Below are 16,642 nucleotides of genomic sequence, written 5' to 3'. Positions count from 1 at the left end.
TCGAAAACGCCTTATTACATTCCACTATCGGAATTTAACTCGAAGGGATTCGGCCCTTCGAAAACTGGAGCTGTTGATATGGAATTTGGTATCATCGAGCTGTCGCGCCTGCAATTTGCGACGACGGTGATGTTTCACTTCCTTTTTGTGCCGCTGACTTTGGGTCTGTCGATCCTCGTGGCCATCATGGAAACGGTCTATGTTATGACCAACCGCCCGATCTGGCGGCAGATGACGAAGTTTTGGGGGATGCTGTTTGGCATCAACTTTGCCCTTGGCGTGGCCACGGGCATTACCATGGAATTTCAGTTCGGGATGAACTGGAGCTACTATAGCCACTATGTCGGCGATATTTTCGGCGCGCCTCTGGCGATTGAGGGGCTTATGGCTTTCTTCCTTGAGGCCACCTTTGTCGGTTTGTTCTTCTTTGGATGGGACAAGCTGAGCAAGGTTGCTCACCTGGTTGTGGCATGGCTGGTGGCCATTGGCTCCAACTTCTCGGCGCTTTGGATTTTGATCGCCAACGGATGGATGCAAAACCCTGTCGGGGCCGAATTCAACCCGATGACCATGCGTATGGAGATGACCGACTTCTTTGAAGTGCTGTTCAACGAAGTGGCGCAGGCCAAATTTGTGCACACCGTCTCGGCGGGATATGTGACGGCCTCTGTGTTTGTGCTGGGCGTTTCGGCCTGGTATTTGCTGCGCAGCCGACATGTCGAGCTGGCACGCCGTTCTATTACTGTTGCGGCTGCTTTCGGCTTGGCCTCTGCCTTTTCCGTTGTTCTGCTGGGCGACGAGTCAGGCTACTCGGCGACGCACAGCCAGAAGATGAAGCTCGCGGCGATTGAAGCGATGTGGGAAACCCATGAGGCGCCTGCGCCGTTCAACCTGATCGGCTTTCCCGATCAAGAGGCGCGCGAGACGCATTATGCGATCGAGATCCCTTGGGCGATGGGTCTGATCGGCACTCGCTCTTTGACCACGGAAATTCCCGGGATCAACGACCTTGTGGCGGATGCCGAGCGGCGTATTCGCTCTGGTATGATCGCTTATGAGGCGCTTTTGGAAGTGCGTGAGCATCGTGAAAATGTCGACCCTGCAATGGCTGCGCAATTTGAGGCGCATTCGGCCGATCTCGGGTTTGCTTACTTGCTCAAAAGATATGTCGATAACCCGCTGGATGCGACGGAAGAGCAGATCAAAGCCGCCGCCGATTACACTGTGCCAAAGGTTTGGCCGCTGTTCTGGGCCTTCCGTATCATGGTGGGCCTTGGCTTTGGATTCATCGCGACGATGGGCTATTTCTTCTACCGAGCCTCCTTCAAGGGTATGAACTTTCCGCGCCCTGCATTGCACCTGGCTGTGTGGATGATCCCTGCACCGTGGATTGCTGCCGAGCTTGGCTGGTTTGTTGCCGAATATGGCCGCCAGCCGTGGACAGTGGACGGGGTATTGCCGACTGCGATGTCTGTTTCGGCTTTGTCGATGACAGAAGTTGCGATGACACTCGCGGGCTTTGTTATCTTTTACACCGTTCTGTTCATCATCGAGATGGGGCTGATGCTGAAATACATCCGCAAGGGCCCGTATCAGGACGTGGAAGAAACCGAAGCGTGGAACAAACGTCACCAAGACCGATTGGCGGGCCGGCAAAATGCTGACGCCATCGCAACACCTGCGGAGTAAAACACATGATCCTGCATGAACTTATGAGTTATGAACTGCTGCGCGTGATCTGGTGGGGCCTTCTTGGGGTCTTGCTGATCGGATTTGCGCTGACGGACGGGTTTGACATGGGGGTTGGCGCTTTGCTTCCCTTCGTGGCCAAAACAGATACGCAGCGCCGTGTGGCCATCAACACTGTCGGCCCTGTCTGGGAGGGTAACCAAGTCTGGTTTATTCTCGGGGGCGGGGCGATTTTTGCTGCCTGGCCGCCGCTCTATGCGGTGAGCTTTTCGGGCTTTTATCTGGCGATGTTTGTCATCCTTTCGGCTTTCATTGTGCGGCCTGTGGCGTTCAAGTATCGCTCCAAGCGTGATGACGAGCGCTGGCGCTCGGCTTGGGACTGGTCACTCTGCATCAGTGGGGCGGTGCCTGCGCTTCTTTTCGGCGTGGCTGTTGGCAACGTCATACAAGGTGTGCCCTTCTACTTTACTGACGACCTGCACACGATCTACGAGGGCGCTTGGTACATGAAGTTTATCGGCCTGCTTGATCCGTTTTCTGTTCTTGCGGGTGTTGTTTCGCTGGCGATGTTGCTGATGCACGGTGCGGCATGGCTCACTCTGAAGGCGGAAGGCCCTGTGCAGACCCGCGCCCGCGCGATCGGATCGGTTGCGGCGCTGGTGGCTATGGGGGCTTATGCTTTGGCTGGTGTCTGGCTTGCTGTCGGCATTGAAGGGTTCCGTATTGTCGGTGACTATGTCACCGGCGGACCATCGAACCCGCTGCATTTTGAAGTCGAGCGCACGGCGAGCTGGCTCACGGCCTATTCGGACCGTCCGTGGATTATGATCGCTCCGGTCATGGCCTTCCTCGGTGGGGCGCTTACCTTCCTCGGCCTGCGGGCGGGGCGTGAAGTGTCGACCCTTCTGTTCTCCAAAATGTCGATCCTCGGGGTGATCTCTTCGGTCGGTCTGACCATGTTTCCGTTTATCATGCCCTCGTCGAGCGATCCGCGGTCATCACTGACCGTCTGGAACAGTTCGTCGTCGCACCTCACCTTGTTTGTTATGCTGGTTGCGACCGTGATCTTCATGCCACTGATCATGATGTATACCGCTTGGGTGTATAAAGTGCTCTGGGGCAAGGTCACGGAAGACGATGTGTCTGAAAACTCTCACTCGGTTTATTAAGGAAAGGACGACCTATGTGGTATTTTGCATGGATACTTGGCCTGCCGCTGGCTGCTATTTTCGCGGTGATGAACGCGATGTGGCTTGAGCTGAAGGAAGATGAGCGCACGATTGCCAAAGGCACTCAAGACCCGCGCAGCTAGGCTCTAAAATGGTGCGTGGCAACGCTTCGAGCCTGCCGCGCGCCTGCATTCTATTTTTGACATTCAAGAGGTCTGACCATGTCGGTTTCTGCCGCCACGCCGCACAGCCCCACACGGCTTGCCAACTTTCCGATCACGTTCTTTGCCATCTCTATGGGCATGATGGGCCTTACCCTTGCATTGCGCGCGGGGGAGACGACATTTGCCTTGGACCACACGGTTTCTTCGATTGTGCTGGTCGTTTCAGCTTTGCTGTTTGGCACGACCGCTGTTCTCTACGCGGCTAAAGCGCTGCGCCATCCTGCCGAGGTGTCCGCTGACTGGCATCACCCCGTCAAGATCGCTTTCTTTCCTGCGGTTTCGATTTCATTACTGCTGCTGGCGACTGCGCTTCTCGAGATTGTGCCGGCGCTTGCGGAAGTGTTCTGGATGATCGGGACGGCTGCGCAGGGGCTGCTAGCGCTAGCGGTTATTTCTGCGTGGATCGGCCATCGGCCTTTCCAGACGGGGATGATGACGCCTGCGTGGTTTATTCCTGCAGTGGGTAATGTGATTGTGCCTCTGGCGGGCGCAAAGCTTGGCTATCTGGAAGTGTCTTGGCTGTTTTTTTCGGGCGGGTTGATCTTCTGGGTCGTGCTGCTGACGCTGGTTATGAACCGTCTTATGTTTCATGATCCGATGCCCGGCAAAATGGTGCCGACCTTGATGATTTTGGTCGCGCCGCCTGCTGTTGCTTTCACATCGTGGTTGCGACTGGAGGGAGAAGTCGGGCCGTTCGGGCATTTTCTGCTGAGCGCCGGTTATATTTTTGCGCTGCTTGTTTTGACACAAGCGTCGAAGCTTCGCGGCTTGCCTTTTGCGCTGTCGTGGTGGGCCTTGTCCTTCCCCGTTGCGGCGCTTGCGATTGCCAGTTTCGGCTATGCCCATGCTGCGGGTTCCGTGGCACACCGCGGGATTGGCACAGGCCTTCTGGCGCTGCTTGTTCTCGTCGTGATCGGGCTGATCTGGCGCACGTCAAAAGCGGTGCGCGCAGGGCAGATTTGCGTCCCCGAGTGAGTTTTGCGGCTTAGTGTGGCAGGATCTGGCTGAGGAACTGCTGGGTTCTGTCGACTTGCGGGTTGTCGAAAAATTCGTTGGGCGTGTTTTCTTCAACGATCTCGCCGCCATCCATGAAGATGACCCTGTCCGCGACCGAGCGGGCGAAGGACATTTCATGCGTGACGCATATCATCGTCATGCCTGTGCCGGCGAGCTCGATCATCACGTCGAGCACCTCTTTGATCATCTCGGGGTCGAGCGCGGATGTGGGCTCGTCAAACAGCATGATCGAGGGACTCATGCAGAGTGACCGGGCGATGGCCACGCGCTGTTGCTGGCCGCCTGAAAGCTGACCCGGGAATTTGTCTTTTTGTTCCGCGATGCCGACGCGCTCAAGATAGCGGTTGGCGATTTCTTCGGCCTCGGCGCGGGGCATGTTGCGCGCCCAGACCGGGGCGAAGCAGAGGTTGTCGAGGATTGTCATATGCGGGAACAGGTTGAACTGCTGGAACACCATGCCGACCTCGCGTCTGATCTGGGTGATGTTCTTGCTGTTTTTGTCGAGCAGGGTTCCGTTGACAGTGATTGTGCCTTCCTGATGCTCTTCCAGATGGTTGATGCAGCGGATCAGCGTGGACTTGCCCGAGCCTGACGGGCCGCAAATGACGATGCGTTCGCCTTCGGCGACTGTCAGGTTTATGTCTTTCAATACATGGAAATCGCCATACCATTTGTTGACGTCGCGCATCTCGATGACGGTTTTTTCGGCGGCAAGCTGGCTTTGGATTTTTGCGGACATGACGGGCTCCAGAAAGTCGGTGTTATCGTTTTTGCGCGGCAGGGCCGCGGCGCTCCAGCTCGCGTCCGTAGAGGCTGAGGCTGTAGCAGATGATCCAGTAGACGAAGGCGGCGAAGACATAGGCCTCGGCCTGAAAGCCGAGCCAGTTTGTATCGAGGGCGGCGTTTTTGATCATCCCGAGGAAATCGAGAAGCCCCACGATGATGACCAGCGAGGTGTCTTTGAATAGCGCAATGCAGCGCCCGACGAGGGGCGGCAAGACATGGCGCAACGCTTGCGGGACGATGACAAAGGCGATGGTGCGTGTGCGGGTAACGCCGAGTGCGAGGGAGGCTTCGGTCTGGCCTGCAGGAATGGCCTGAAGACCGCCGCGCACCACCTCGGCCATATAGGCGGAGGAGAACATGATCATTGCGATCTGGATGCGCAGCAGGTTGTTGATGACAAGATCGGGCGGCAAGAACAGCGGCATCATCACGGAAGCCATGAAGAGGATGGTGATCAGCGGCACGCCGCGCAGAAGCTCGATGAAGGCCACGCAGAGGGATATGACCACGGGCGAGCCATAGTAGCGGCCAAGCGCGAGCAGCACGCCAAGCGGGATCGAGACGATCACACCGACGAGCGCCAGCATGATACTGAGCATGAGGCCGCCCCAGAGCGATTGATCGACCTCCTGCATACCGAATGCGCCGCCGATCATGACGAGGGCGAAGAACGGCAGGACGGCCCATGCGACGATCAGATAGATACCGCGCAGGCGGTTGGTATAGGTGAGGCCCGCAAGGACAAGCAGGGCGATTGCGGCGAGGCCGGGACGCCAGCCAAGCTCTTGCGGGTAGACGCCGAGCATGAGGACATTGAACTTGTCGATGATGAAGGGCCAGCACGCGCCGCCGTTTGCACGGCATACATCGGCATCGCCCACATACGTCGCACGCAGGAAGAGCCAGTCGACGAGGTTGGGCACGGTGGCGGCAAGCAACGCGAGGAGGATCAGTGTAACGACGGTATCTTTCCAGCCGCCAAACAGGTTTTCGCGCAGCCATGCCACGGCACCCAGCTTGCTAGAAGGGGCGGGCCGCGCTTTTGCGGGTTGGAAAACTCTGGCTTCGTCTGTCATCGGGTCACCTTTCGGCAAGCTGAACGCGGGCGTTCAGGAAATTCATGCCCACCGAAATGATGAGATTGATTGTCAGATAAACAGCCATCCACATGGCGATGATTTCAACGGCCTGGCCGTTCTGGCCAATAATGGTCCCGCCGATGGAAACCATATCCGGGTAACCGATGGCCACCGCGAGGGAGCTGTTCTTGACGAGGCTGGCGTAGTCATTTGTTGTGGCGGGGATGGTCACGCGCAGGGCTTGCGGGAGCAGCACCATGCGCGTGACCACGCCGCTTGATACGCCGAGCGCATTGGCGGCCTCGATCTGGCCTGCTTCGACAGACTGGATGCCGCTGCGGACATTTTCGCCGATGTAGGCGGCGGTATAGAGCACCAGACCGATGAGCAGCGAGGCGAACTCGGGTTTCATGGCGAGGCCGCCTTTGAAATTGAAGCCCGCGTAGACGGGAAGTTCGCTGCCGAGCGGGCGGCCAGTGACAAGAAAGGCCAGACCTGTGAGGGCGGCGAAGATGGCCAGCCCGCCCCAGAAACCCGGCATGGAGCGACCTGTGCGCAGCTTGTAGGAGATGGCCCAGCGCCAGAAAGCAAAGCCCAGAATGAGGGCAACGGCGGCGGCGATGAGGAAGGCGGTAAAGCCCGCCTCGGCCAGAGGGCGGGGCAGGTAGAAGCCGCGTTTGGAGAGGTAGACGCCTTCCATGAGCTCGATAGCCTCGCGCGGATGTGGCAGGGCGGCCAGAACGACCGAGTAGACAAAAAAGAGGGTGAGGAGCAGCGGCAGGTTGCGCAGGGTTTCAACGTAAATTGCAGCGATTTTTGCCAGAAGCCAGTTGTGCGAGACCCGCGCGATTCCGACGAATACACCGAGGATTGTAGAAAAGATGATGGCGAGGAAGGACACGAACAGAGTGTTCAGTATTCCGACAAGAAAGGCGTAGCCGTAGCCGCGGGTCGGGTCATAATCTATCAGGCTGTCGCCGATCGGCAGGCCTGCTTCTTTGCCCAGAAAGTCAAATCCGCTTTCGATGCCGCGCAAGGCGAGGTTTTCCTGAGTGTTGGAAAACAGGATGTAAACAATGCCCATCACAAGGGCGAGAACGGCCCCCTGAGACAGGAAAGACCAAAGGGTCTGCAAGGAGAGACCCGTTTTTGCTGTTCTTTTGGCTGAGGGCATTGCTGGTTCCGTGTGAAGCGTATCGGTGCGGCTGGCAGGGATGCCAGCCGCCTTGTTTTGAAGCGATGGACCGCGCTTTAACGGATGGGCATTGCGTAAAGAATGCCGCCTTTGGTCCAAAGCTCGTTCAGGCCTCGCTCAAGCCCGAGTGTTGCTGTGAGGTTGCGCTCGTAGATTTCGCCGTAGTTGCCCACAGCCGTGATCGCATCGGCCATCCATGAGCTTTCCAGCCCGATAAAGCCGCCAGTGTCACCTGATGCACCCACCATACGCTGGATGTTGGGGTCTTGCGAGCTTGCTGCCATTTCGGCGACATTGGCTTGGGTTACGCCAAGCTCTTCTGCCGAGATCAGGCCGTAAATCACCCATGTGACGATGTCTTTCCACTGGTTGTCACCGTGGGCCACCAGCGGGGCCAGCGGCTCTTTGGAAATCACCTCGGGGAGGATTTTATGGGCGCTCGGGTCGGCGAAGCTGCTGCGGAAGGCGGCGAGCTGGCTGAGGTCGGTTGTCAGGGCATCGCAACGGCCGGATGCATAGGCGTCAACCGCTTCGCGCTTGCCTTCAAACACGACGGGTTCAAGGGAAAGGCCATTGGCGCGGCCAAAGTCGGCAAGGTTGAGCTCGGTCGTTGTGCCTGTTGTCACGCAGACGGTTGCGCCGTCCATTTCCTTGGCGCTTTTGATGCCCGCTTCGGAACTGACCATGAAACCCTGCCCATCGTAATAGACAACGGCTGTGAAATCGACGCCTTCGGCGGAGTCGCGTTTCATGGTCCATGTGGTTGTGCGCGATGTCAGATCAACCTGACCGCTGGAAACGGCGAGAACCTTTTGCTTGGAGGCGAGCGGCACGAAGCGCACGGCGTTTGCATCGCCCAAGACGGCGGCAGCAACGGCGCGGCAGATATCGGCATCAAGGCCGACCCAGTCACCATCGGAGTTCGGGTTGGAGAACCCGGGGACGCCTTCGCTTACTCCGCAAGCCAGCTCACCTGCGGCGCGCACGTCTTCCAGTGTTGCGGCCGAGGCCATACCTGCGGCAGTTAGGGCAGCAGCGGTGATTGTTCCAAATTTCAAAAAATTGCGCATCGTTTTTTCCTTTAGGTTTCAAAAATAGCCGCCTGAGACCCTTCCCCAATCAGGTAACGGGGATGGTGCCACGCTTCCGTCTTCAGACACTACGAGGCGGCAATGCAAACGCAGAGATCATTGGAAGGTAGCAATCCCTCAGGGGAAGTAAATATGGAAACGGGTGCGTGGTGTGGCTTTTGAGGCGCGCTTGCCCCGCTTTTGAGCGATGCCCGCGGCCAGAGCGCGAATATGAGGCGACAGTTTAAAAGCGCCTGACAAGCTGTGCAAATCATGCTCACTGTCTCTTTCTGAGATGTCCGCAATGGAGCGGGCGCTGCCGCGTGTGGGCTGTTTGTAAGCAAGGAATATTAAGCATGATTTCGTTTTTTGTCATCATCGGGGCGGAGGGTCTTGGCGGCAAGGGGTTGAGCGGCTTTCTGGGCGCGCTTGAGCAAGCGGGCGTGAAGGCCGAGGTGATGAAAACGCTAAGTGCGGAGCAAGCTTGGGCTGTGCGAGCCGTTGGCTTTGATGCGGCGACGAGCGGCCCGCAGGTAAGGGCTATTGCCGAGCGCTACGGGTTTGACCTGCGGATAAGCCGCGCTGAACCTGTGAAGTGCAAATTGTTGGTGGCCGATATGGAAGCGACCATAATTCTGGACGAAATGCTTGATCTTATGGCTCGCGACCGCGGGATTGGCGAGGCTGTCGCAGAGATTACCGCACGCACGATGGCAGGCGAGCTGGATTTCGAGCAGTCTTTAAGACACCGAACGCGGCTTTTTGCAGGAACCACGCAGGCAGAACTGGAAGCCTTGAGCCGCCGCATTCGCATCGCGCCTGGCGCGCGCAGCCTTGTGCAAACCATGCGCGCTACGGGGGCGACGACCGTGCTTGCGACAGGCGGGTTTGGCATATTTGCCGATGAGGTCGCGCGGATATGCGGGTTTGACATGGTTTATGCAAACCACCCTGTCATGCAGGGGGGTGTTATGACAGGCGAGTTGCACGACCCCGTTGGCACCGGGGCAACCAAGAAAGAGGTTCTGCTGAGCTGTTGCGCGGAGTTGGGTATTGACCCGCAGATGGCATGTTGCATCGGCGATGGAGCGAACGATATCGAAATGCTGCAAGCTTGCGGCCTGCCCGCCAGCTACATGGGCAAGCCTATCGTGCGGGAAATTGTCGAGCTTGATATTGCGCATGGTGATCTTACCGCGCTGCTCTATGCGCAGGGTTATGCCCGCTCTGACATTGTGCAAAACAGCTGATGCTTTTGCGCCTCTCCCCGCTGCGGGAGAGCCTAGTTGTGCATGGCAAGGTGCGGGAGAAGGAAGCTTTGGCCCTCTTCAGGCGCTGTGTTGACTGTTAGGGAGCAGCCATATGCCTTTGACAGGATGTCATTCTGGATGACTGTATCGGGTGGGCCGGATGTCAGAAGCGTGCCGCTCATGATTATGGCCATTTGATCGGCAAACATTGCCGACAGGTTCAGGTCGTGCATGACTGCGACCACGCCGCCACCACGCGAGGCGTAGTCTTTCATCAACCGCATCACCAGAAGCTGATGGCCGATGTCGAGGCTGGCAACAGGCTCGTCCAGGAGCAGCCAGCGCGGGGCACCATCAACGACGGGGTGCCAGACCTGACAGAGAACGCGCGCCAGCTGGGCGCGCTGCTGCTCGCCACCGGACAGCTCTTGATAGAAACGTCCGCTGTAACCGTCGAGGCCCACGGCGGCCAAAGCGCGGGAGGGAATATCGGCGCGTTCGCCGGAAGCCCCTGCCATTAGCCCCATGCGAACCACCTCGATCACGGTGAAGGGGAAGGCCAGCGTTGTGGATTGGGGCAGAACGCCACGCATGGCGGCAAGCTCCCACGGTTTCATTTTGGCGGTGTTCCGGCCGTTCAGAATAACCTCGCCTGTGAAATCCACTTCATCAGTGATGGCTTTGAGCAGGGTTGATTTGCCCGATCCGTTGGGGCCGACAATGGCGGTGATTTCTCCCGCGCGGGCGGTGAAATCAATGCCATGCAGTATTTCTTTTTTGCCGATACGGGCGTGTATGTTGCGTGTTGTCAGTGTCATAGGTCGACCAATCCGCGGCGGCGCAGCAAAATCCACAGGAAAACCGGCGCGCCGAGAACGGCTGTGACAATACCGATGGGCAGTTCGGCCGGTGCAATGATGACTCTGCTGATGACATCGGCGATGAGCAGCAGGCTTGCGCCGAGCAGGGCTGCATTGAGCAACAGGGGTTGATGATCTGGTCCCGTTGACAGGCGTAACAGGTGCGGCACGACGATCCCTATAAAACCGATGCCGCCAGACACTGCGACAGCAGCGCCAGTGGCGGCAGCGACTGCCAGAATCGCCGCGTTTTTGATGCGTTGAACGGGAATGCCCATATGGGATGCCGTTGCCTCGCCAAATGCCAGCCCGTTGAGGCCGTGGCCGAGCGAGGCTGCGACCAGAATTGAGAGGACAATAACGGGGCCTGCGACGAGAACTTTGGCCCATGTGGCGCCGGCCAGTGAGCCCAATCCCCAAAAGGTGAGATCACGCAGTTGCGCATCATCGGCCATGTAGACAAGGATACCAGACAGCGCCCCTGCCAGTGCCCCCAACGCTATGCCCGCCAGAAGCATTGTCGCGACGGAGGTGCGCCCCCGCCGTGTCGAGACGCGGTAAAGCAGAATGGTTGACCCCCAGCCGCCGAGAAAGGCCGCGAGTGGCACAAGCCAGAAGCCGAGCCATGCCATGGCGGCCAAAGGAAGAAGCCCGCTGAGAACGATTGCGGTGATTGCACCGAGGCTTGCACCAGCGCTTACCCCCACGATTCCGGGGTCGGCCAGAGGGTTGCGGAAAAGCCCCTGCATCACCGCGCCCGAAACGGCCAAAGATGCACCGACGCAGATACCGAGGATCATCCGTGGCATACGAATATCCCACAAGACGACCTGTTCTGTCTGGCTGAGCGGTTGGCCTGACACGAGCTTTTGCAAGGCGCCCCAAAGGGACGTGCCGGAAGCGCCGATGGCAAGGCTTGCGATGCTGATGAGGACCAGCAAGGCTGTCAGCCAGACGTGCGCGCGCCGTGCGGTGCGGCGACGATCTTGCGGCACGGTGGTATCTGCAATCATTGCCACAGGATCAGCCGCCGTAGAGCGCTTGGTTCAGATCGACAACGGCCTTGGCCGTGCGTGGGCCGAAACCCAGCAGATAGAGGCCGTTCATGCGGATCACGGCGCGGTTTTTGGCAGCAGGTGTCGAGGCAATGACAGGCATTTGCAGCAACTCCTCAATCGAGCTGTCATGATCTCCTCCGCGGTCCATCATCAGGATTGCATCGGGCGCGGCGGCGATAACGGCCTCATCTGTTAAGGGTTTGTAGCCGTCAAAGGCGCTTACCGCGTTTTCAGCGCCTGCCATTTCTATCATCGCGGCCGCTGCGGTTTCGGTTCCTGAGGCCATGATGCGCCCGCCTTGTGTGCTGAGGATGAAGAGCACCCGTTTCTTGTTGTCGCCGGCCATTTCGTTTGTTGAGCGTGTTATCTCGTCGAGTTCGCGCTTTAGGTCATCGGCAAGCGCCTTGGCGTTTGCCTCTTCGCCTATGGCCTCTCCGACGGCGATGATTTTGGCGCTGACGCCCGATGCCGAGTATTCGTCGGGCACTGTGATGAAGGGGATGTTCGCCCCTTCCAGCACAGTGATGGTCTCTGTCGGGCCTGCCCCGCTTTCTGCGATAATGATCTCGGGGTTGACGGATAGAACACCTTCGGGTGACAGGGCGCGCATGTAGCCAATGTCTGGTAATGCCTCGACCTCGGGGGGGAAACTGGAGGTTGTGTCGCGGGCGATCACGCGGTCACCTGCGCCAAGTGCGTAGATGATCTCGGTTACGGAGCCACCTACGGCAACAATGCCTTTTGTCTTTTCCTGTGCCGTTGCGGGCAGGGCAGAAATGAGGAAAGCGGCAAGAGAGGCAGCGCGGATCATGCGTTCACCTCTGTGTTGAGGCCTTCAAGGCCTGCCACCAGTTTACCCCAAGCAGGGCGGCTATCGCGGCCCTCTTTGCCCAAGCCAAAGACTTGTAGAATAAGCCCGCCCTCGGCATTGAAGGCTTCGATCGAGACGGCTGGTCCGCGTTGTGTCGGCTTTTCGACGGCCCAGACTTCTGCGATGTGATCGAGGCGCAGATGAAGGTTGAAGCGCGGGTCCAGCACGTTTTGCCAAGGGCCCATGGATTTGAGTGTCTCTATCGGGCCGGAGTGAATCTGGATGCAGCCGCGATTGCCTGTGAACACCATAATTTCCAGTTCACTTGCCGCGACTTGCCGGAGCATCTGGTCAACGGCCGTGGGCGCGAGCGCGCGCACGAAGGGCTCACCCGCGATGCGATAGGCCCCGAGGCGGTTCATTTTGAGCTTTGACGTGAGGCGGAGGAACTGGTGTGTGTCTGTCAGGCGCGCCCATTCCTTTCGCAGGATGTCGAGCTTGGAGGTGTCGGCCTTGGCGGGTTCGTCGGGCTTGCGCGCGCTGACGCTCAGCGACTGTGCCTGATCGTCAAGTCTCAGGTCTGTTTTCGCACGGTCCCAAGCGGCAAGGTCGGAGCCTTCGCGCAGGAATATCTTGTGGACGGCATCGCCTGCGGCATCAAAAACCTGAAGGCTGCGGCGCGTGCCTGCGTCAGTTTCTTTCTCGACCATATAGGCGTGCTGCCAATGGCTCGGGAAGATACGCAGGTCGATATCGTCGGTCAGAATCATCGCGGCGTGAGGACCCGGGTGATAGTTGTCATAGACGCCCACTTTCTCGTTCACGCATGAGGGGTTCCGCGTCAGTGCCATGACTTCGCCAAGGGTTTGGGCCGCCCCCATGATCTTGTCGGGGTGGGCATCAATGCGGGTGGCGCTCTCGCCACAATAGGCTGCAACAAGCCCGGCCTCACTGATACCGAGCTTATCGGCCAGATCCCTTTCTCGCATATTCGCGTGATCTTCGCGGAATGCGCGGATGCTGTCGGGAGTCAGGGAATCAGTTTGGGTCATGTTGCACCTTGGCCTTGTTGTTGAATTGGGGGGTTGGCTGGCAAGGCGTACGACTGACACCGGCTGGCAAAGGTTAGTAAATCACTCAACCTTTATTGTTGACACTTTTAGTAGGCTTTCCTAAAAGCCGCAAGAGCACTGGAAACACCGGTGCAAATTAATTCATGCCTCCGCCAGCCATTCGCAAGCAACCGGCCCCCTGACATGCTTGCGAGGATTCTCAATGCCCACCACCACTGCTGGAACACGTGCTCTATTGCTCGGAACAACGAGCCTTATCATTTTGACACTCGGAACCGGCGCGCTGCGCTCTCAAGAGGCTGAAGGCGGCTTTCTTGGAACTCTCGTTTTGGGCGAGAGCAAAAGGCAGGTGCAGACGGACACAGCGGTTCCTGTCACGACTGTTGATCAGGAAGAGATCAACGACCGTCAGGCCGGCACGGTTGCAGAGTTGATTGATTCTGTTCCCGGGGTCAGCCTTGTGAACGGGTCCACGCCACAGGGATCCGGCATTAATATCCGCGGATATGGGGCGAACAGCACCTATGGCAATGATAGAAAAGTCGCTGTGCAGATCGACGGGGCCAGCGTTGGAGCGGAAAGGCTTTATCGTATCGGCAACCAGCTCTTTACCGATCCGTTCCTCTACAAATCCGTAAATGTGATCCGCGGCACTGTGGGCAGCTACGAGTTCGGTTCGGGTATCGTTGGTGGCGTTGTCCAGCTTGAAACAAAGGATGCTTCGGATTTGACGGGCGGTGAGATCGGCTTCGTGCTTGGCCAGACACTGGAGTTTGGCAGCAACGGCGATGGGCTGACATCTTCAAGCACGCTGGCGTGGCAACCGACACAAGATATGGAATTCCTGCTGAATTATACGTGGCGGGATCAGGATAATCAGGAAGACGGCAGCGGTGCGGCCATTGGCAACAGTGCCTTCACCTTGCCCTCGGGCCTCTTCAAGGCGAAGTACACCTTCGGGCAAAGCCGCGATCAATCGGTTACCTTCAGCTACGCCAAAACCACTTCAAGCGACCGCGATGTCCCGTTTGACAGCTTTACGACAACGGCTGATTCATTCGGCAACGTCGACCGTGATACAGAATCGACCACATCCGCTGTGCGGTATAATTTCAATCCGGCTGGCAATGACCTGATTGATCTGGATGTTGTGTTGTCACATGCCGACCAGCAGATCGACCAAAGCTATGTCCCGGGAAGCTCTCCTCTCGAGGGCACGCCTTCAGGGGCCGCTTTGCTCGGGCTGGTAGGGGCGGACCACCGTTATCAGACAACCAAACTTGCGCTGAAAAACACCAGCCAGTTCAGCACGGGCGTTGTGAGTCATGAGTTGCGCACTGGCCTTGAGCTGATCCGCCGTGAGCGGCTGGATGCCAGCACAGCTGCGGGCGGTGTGGACAAGCGCGTCGCGTTCTTTGCTGTTGATGACATGCGGATCGGAGATGCCTGGACCATTACGCCGGGTCTGCGCTACGAGAGCTCGAAAATCACAGGCTCGACCGCGCCTAATGATGGAACATACGAAAAAAGTGCGCTTATGGGCGGGCTGTCGGTGCGTTATGCTTTCCAGAACGGTTTGTCTGTTTTCGGCAGCGCGGCCTATACAGAAGGCCTTCCGATTATCGACGATCTCGCCACGGCATCAGCCATTACCCAGTCGGAGAAATCCCGCACATTCGAGGTTGGCGCGGCGTTTGATCGTTCCGACTTGTTCCGAAGCGGAGATGTCTTTGCGATCAAGGGGACAGTCTATCAGACACGGTTGTATGACGTGACGAGCTATTTGGTCCCGGGTGTTCGACCGCCCGCACCCGCGCTGGACAAAGTTGAAACCGAAGGGGTTGAGATTGAAGTTTCCTATGCGATGGAAAGCGGGTTCTACATGGACCTGAACGCAAACATCGCGAGCGGGAAGGAATACGCAACGGGGATTGCCACGACAGATTGGCGTAACTCTCCTGCCGACAGTTTGCGTTTCACGGTCGGTCAGAAGTTTGGCGAAGAGCTGGACCTGAGCTGGGAAGTTGTCGGGAACAAGGCGGTGAACACTGCTGCCGCGACTGTGCCTGGCTTTGGAGTTCATAACCTGCGTGCGACCTACGTTCCGCAGAGCGGTGTGTTGAAAGATACGCAAATCCGCTTTGGTATCGAGAACGTGTTTGACCGCGAATACACCCCGCATTTGTCGACCCGTCTGGCACCGGGCCGAAACCTCAAACTTACACTCTCCCGCACATTCTAAAGGCTTTATGATGCGCATATCGAAATACATTATCGTTGCTCTGTCATTGGTTTGTTCGCAAGCCTTGGCTGAAGAGACTGTGCCGACACTCGCTGTTGAATTGAACGCGGAAGTGAAGACAGAGAGCGGATGTCTTCTGTCCTTTCTGGTGGGCAACGATCATGAGCAGGATATTGAGGCGGCGGTTTTCGAAACGGTGCTGTTTGATAAATCCGGGCAGGTGGACCGCTTGACGCTTTTTGACTTCGGGGCTCTTCCTGCGGGAAGGCCTCGGGTGCGCCAGTTTCAGGTGGACGGTTTGGCGTGTGAAAATCTGGGTCAGATTTTGATCAATGGTGCGAGCAGTTGCAAAATTGCCGGAGCAGACAGCCCGCTTTGCGGGGCGTCTCTCAAGCTGAGCACGCGCACGGAAACGGAGTTGGCGGGATGAGCTTCATTCAATCCCTAAAGCAATCTGTTGAGCAGGTGCTTGACCTTGGGGGGCCGGTTGTTGCTCTGCTGATCGCGGTTTCGATCCTGACGGCGAGTGTCTTTTTTTATAAGCTCTGGCAGTTTCAGCGTGCGGGTGTCGGGCGACACAAGGCCTTGCAGCGTGCCATTTCAGCCTGGGACCGGAATGACCGTACAGAAGCCGCGGCGCAGTTAAGTGCCAGCACGAGCTATCTTGCACCCGCCTTTCGCATGGCGATGGAGCATCGCACGGCAACCGATTTGCGTGCGCGCATCGAGGCCGAGGCGGAGACGCGGTTTGCGCAACTTGAGCGCGGCTTCCGGCTTCTTGATTCTGTTGCGCAACTGGCCCCGCTCCTGGGTTTGTTCGGGACAGTTTTGGGCATGATTGAAGCGTTTAGATCGTTGCAAGCCGCAGGCAGTCAGGTGGATCCTTCATTGCTTGCGGGCGGTATCTGGGTTGCGCTGTTGACCACAGCTGTCGGGCTGGCGGTTGCTATGCCGACCTCTGTTGTCTTGTCGTGGTTCGAGAGCCGGATGCTAGCGGAGCGGGTGTTGGCCGAACGTGGGCTTGCGGTGATCCTGACACCGACGGGGGCATCGCAAGCGCCTGAGAGCGCTGGCGAGCAGCGTGTCGCATATGGCGCTTAGGACCGGATTCCGCCGCCG

At 57.9% G+C, this 16,642-nt stretch carries 16 protein-coding genes; 8 read left to right on the top strand and 8 right to left on the bottom strand.

Annotated features, from left to right (window positions below):
* Positions 1 to 78 precede the first annotated feature (78 nt).
* From OE750_RS14275 to OE750_RS14260, 4 genes are all read left to right on the top strand, one after another.
* Positions 79 to 1,689: a cytochrome ubiquinol oxidase subunit I gene (locus tag OE750_RS14275; RefSeq protein ID WP_263764952.1), complete on the top strand. Its 1,611-nt coding sequence runs from the start codon at positions 79 to 81 to the stop codon at positions 1,687 to 1,689.
* Positions 1,690 to 1,694: 5 nt separating this feature from the next.
* Positions 1,695 to 2,858: a cytochrome d ubiquinol oxidase subunit II gene (cydB, locus tag OE750_RS14270; RefSeq protein WP_263764951.1), complete on the top strand. Its 1,164-nt coding sequence runs from the start codon at positions 1,695 to 1,697 to the stop codon at positions 2,856 to 2,858.
* 14 nt (positions 2,859 to 2,872) lie between these two features.
* On the top strand, positions 2,873 to 3,001 hold the full coding sequence (cydX, locus tag OE750_RS14265; RefSeq protein WP_263764950.1) for a cytochrome bd-I oxidase subunit CydX: 129 nt from the start codon (positions 2,873 to 2,875) through the stop codon (positions 2,999 to 3,001).
* 78 nt (positions 3,002 to 3,079) lie between these two features.
* The gene (locus OE750_RS14260; protein ID WP_263764949.1) at positions 3,080 to 4,057 is read left to right on the top strand and encodes an SLAC1 anion channel family protein; all 978 of its coding nucleotides are present in this window, start codon (positions 3,080 to 3,082) and stop codon (positions 4,055 to 4,057) included.
* Positions 4,058 to 4,067: 10 nt separating this feature from the next.
* Here OE750_RS14260 and OE750_RS14255 read toward each other — a convergent pair whose 3' ends face one another.
* The 4 genes from OE750_RS14255 to OE750_RS14240 form a co-directional block, all read right to left on the bottom strand.
* On the bottom strand, positions 4,068 to 4,838 hold the full coding sequence (locus tag OE750_RS14255) for an amino acid ABC transporter ATP-binding protein (RefSeq protein ID WP_263764948.1): 771 nt from the start codon (positions 4,836 to 4,838) through the stop codon (positions 4,068 to 4,070).
* A 22-nt stretch (positions 4,839 to 4,860) separates the two neighbouring features.
* Positions 4,861 to 5,961, bottom strand: coding sequence for an amino acid ABC transporter permease (locus OE750_RS14250; RefSeq protein WP_263764947.1), 1,101 nt, complete (start codon positions 5,959 to 5,961; stop codon positions 4,861 to 4,863).
* Between the two features lie 4 nt (positions 5,962 to 5,965).
* Positions 5,966 to 7,099 (bottom strand): amino acid ABC transporter permease, encoded by a 1,134-nt coding sequence (locus OE750_RS14245; protein ID WP_263764946.1) that lies wholly within the window; start codon positions 7,097 to 7,099, stop codon positions 5,966 to 5,968.
* 116 nt (positions 7,100 to 7,215) lie between these two features.
* Positions 7,216 to 8,229, bottom strand: coding sequence for an amino acid ABC transporter substrate-binding protein (locus tag OE750_RS14240; RefSeq protein ID WP_263764945.1), 1,014 nt, complete (start codon positions 8,227 to 8,229; stop codon positions 7,216 to 7,218).
* 356 nt (positions 8,230 to 8,585) lie between these two features.
* Between OE750_RS14240 and serB the strand changes: the two genes are divergently transcribed.
* Complete coding sequence (gene serB, locus OE750_RS14235) at positions 8,586 to 9,479, top strand: phosphoserine phosphatase SerB (protein WP_263764944.1); 894 nt, start codon at positions 8,586 to 8,588, stop codon at positions 9,477 to 9,479.
* A 32-nt stretch (positions 9,480 to 9,511) separates the two neighbouring features.
* Here the strand turns inward: serB and OE750_RS14230 are convergent, their stop codons facing one another.
* The 4 genes from OE750_RS14230 to OE750_RS14215 are packed head-to-tail and all read right to left on the bottom strand — an operon-like array spanning position 9,512 to position 13,260.
* Positions 9,512 to 10,297 carry a heme ABC transporter ATP-binding protein gene (locus OE750_RS14230; RefSeq protein ID WP_263764942.1) on the bottom strand — a complete coding sequence of 262 codons (786 nt, stop codon included), beginning with the start codon at positions 10,295 to 10,297 and terminating at the stop codon, positions 9,512 to 9,514.
* Positions 10,294 to 11,352: a FecCD family ABC transporter permease gene (locus tag OE750_RS14225; RefSeq protein WP_263764941.1), complete on the bottom strand. Its 1,059-nt coding sequence runs from the start codon at positions 11,350 to 11,352 to the stop codon at positions 10,294 to 10,296. Before OE750_RS14225 ends, OE750_RS14230 begins: the two co-directional genes overlap by 4 nt.
* 10 nt (positions 11,353 to 11,362) lie before the next feature.
* Positions 11,363 to 12,208, bottom strand: coding sequence for a heme/hemin ABC transporter substrate-binding protein (locus OE750_RS14220; RefSeq protein ID WP_263764940.1), 846 nt, complete (start codon positions 12,206 to 12,208; stop codon positions 11,363 to 11,365).
* Positions 12,205 to 13,260, bottom strand: a complete 1,056-nt coding sequence (locus OE750_RS14215; protein WP_263764939.1) for a hemin-degrading factor — start codon at positions 13,258 to 13,260, stop codon at positions 12,205 to 12,207. The genes OE750_RS14220 and OE750_RS14215 overlap by 4 nt, the downstream gene beginning before the upstream one ends.
* 223 nt (positions 13,261 to 13,483) lie before the next feature.
* Between OE750_RS14215 and OE750_RS14210 the strand changes: the two genes are divergently transcribed.
* The 3 genes from OE750_RS14210 to OE750_RS14200 are packed head-to-tail and all read left to right on the top strand — an operon-like array spanning position 13,484 to position 16,624.
* Positions 13,484 to 15,523: a TonB-dependent receptor domain-containing protein gene (locus OE750_RS14210; protein ID WP_263764938.1), complete on the top strand. Its 2,040-nt coding sequence runs from the start codon at positions 13,484 to 13,486 to the stop codon at positions 15,521 to 15,523.
* Positions 15,524 to 15,533: 10 nt separating this feature from the next.
* Entirely contained in the window at positions 15,534 to 15,953 is a 420-nt protein-coding gene (locus OE750_RS14205; RefSeq protein WP_263764937.1) for a hypothetical protein, read from the top strand.
* Positions 15,950 to 16,624 carry a MotA/TolQ/ExbB proton channel family protein gene (locus tag OE750_RS14200; RefSeq protein WP_263764936.1) on the top strand — a complete coding sequence of 225 codons (675 nt, stop codon included), beginning with the start codon at positions 15,950 to 15,952 and terminating at the stop codon, positions 16,622 to 16,624. Before OE750_RS14205 ends, OE750_RS14200 begins: the two co-directional genes overlap by 4 nt.
* The last annotated feature ends 18 nt before the right edge of the window (positions 16,625 to 16,642 follow it).

This window comes from Lentibacter sp. XHP0401 (assembly GCF_025751535.1).
Lineage (GTDB): Bacteria > Pseudomonadota > Alphaproteobacteria > Rhodobacterales > Rhodobacteraceae > Lentibacter.
Note: the sequence above shows the minus strand (reverse complement) of the source record. Positions and strands in the feature narration are given on the sequence as shown.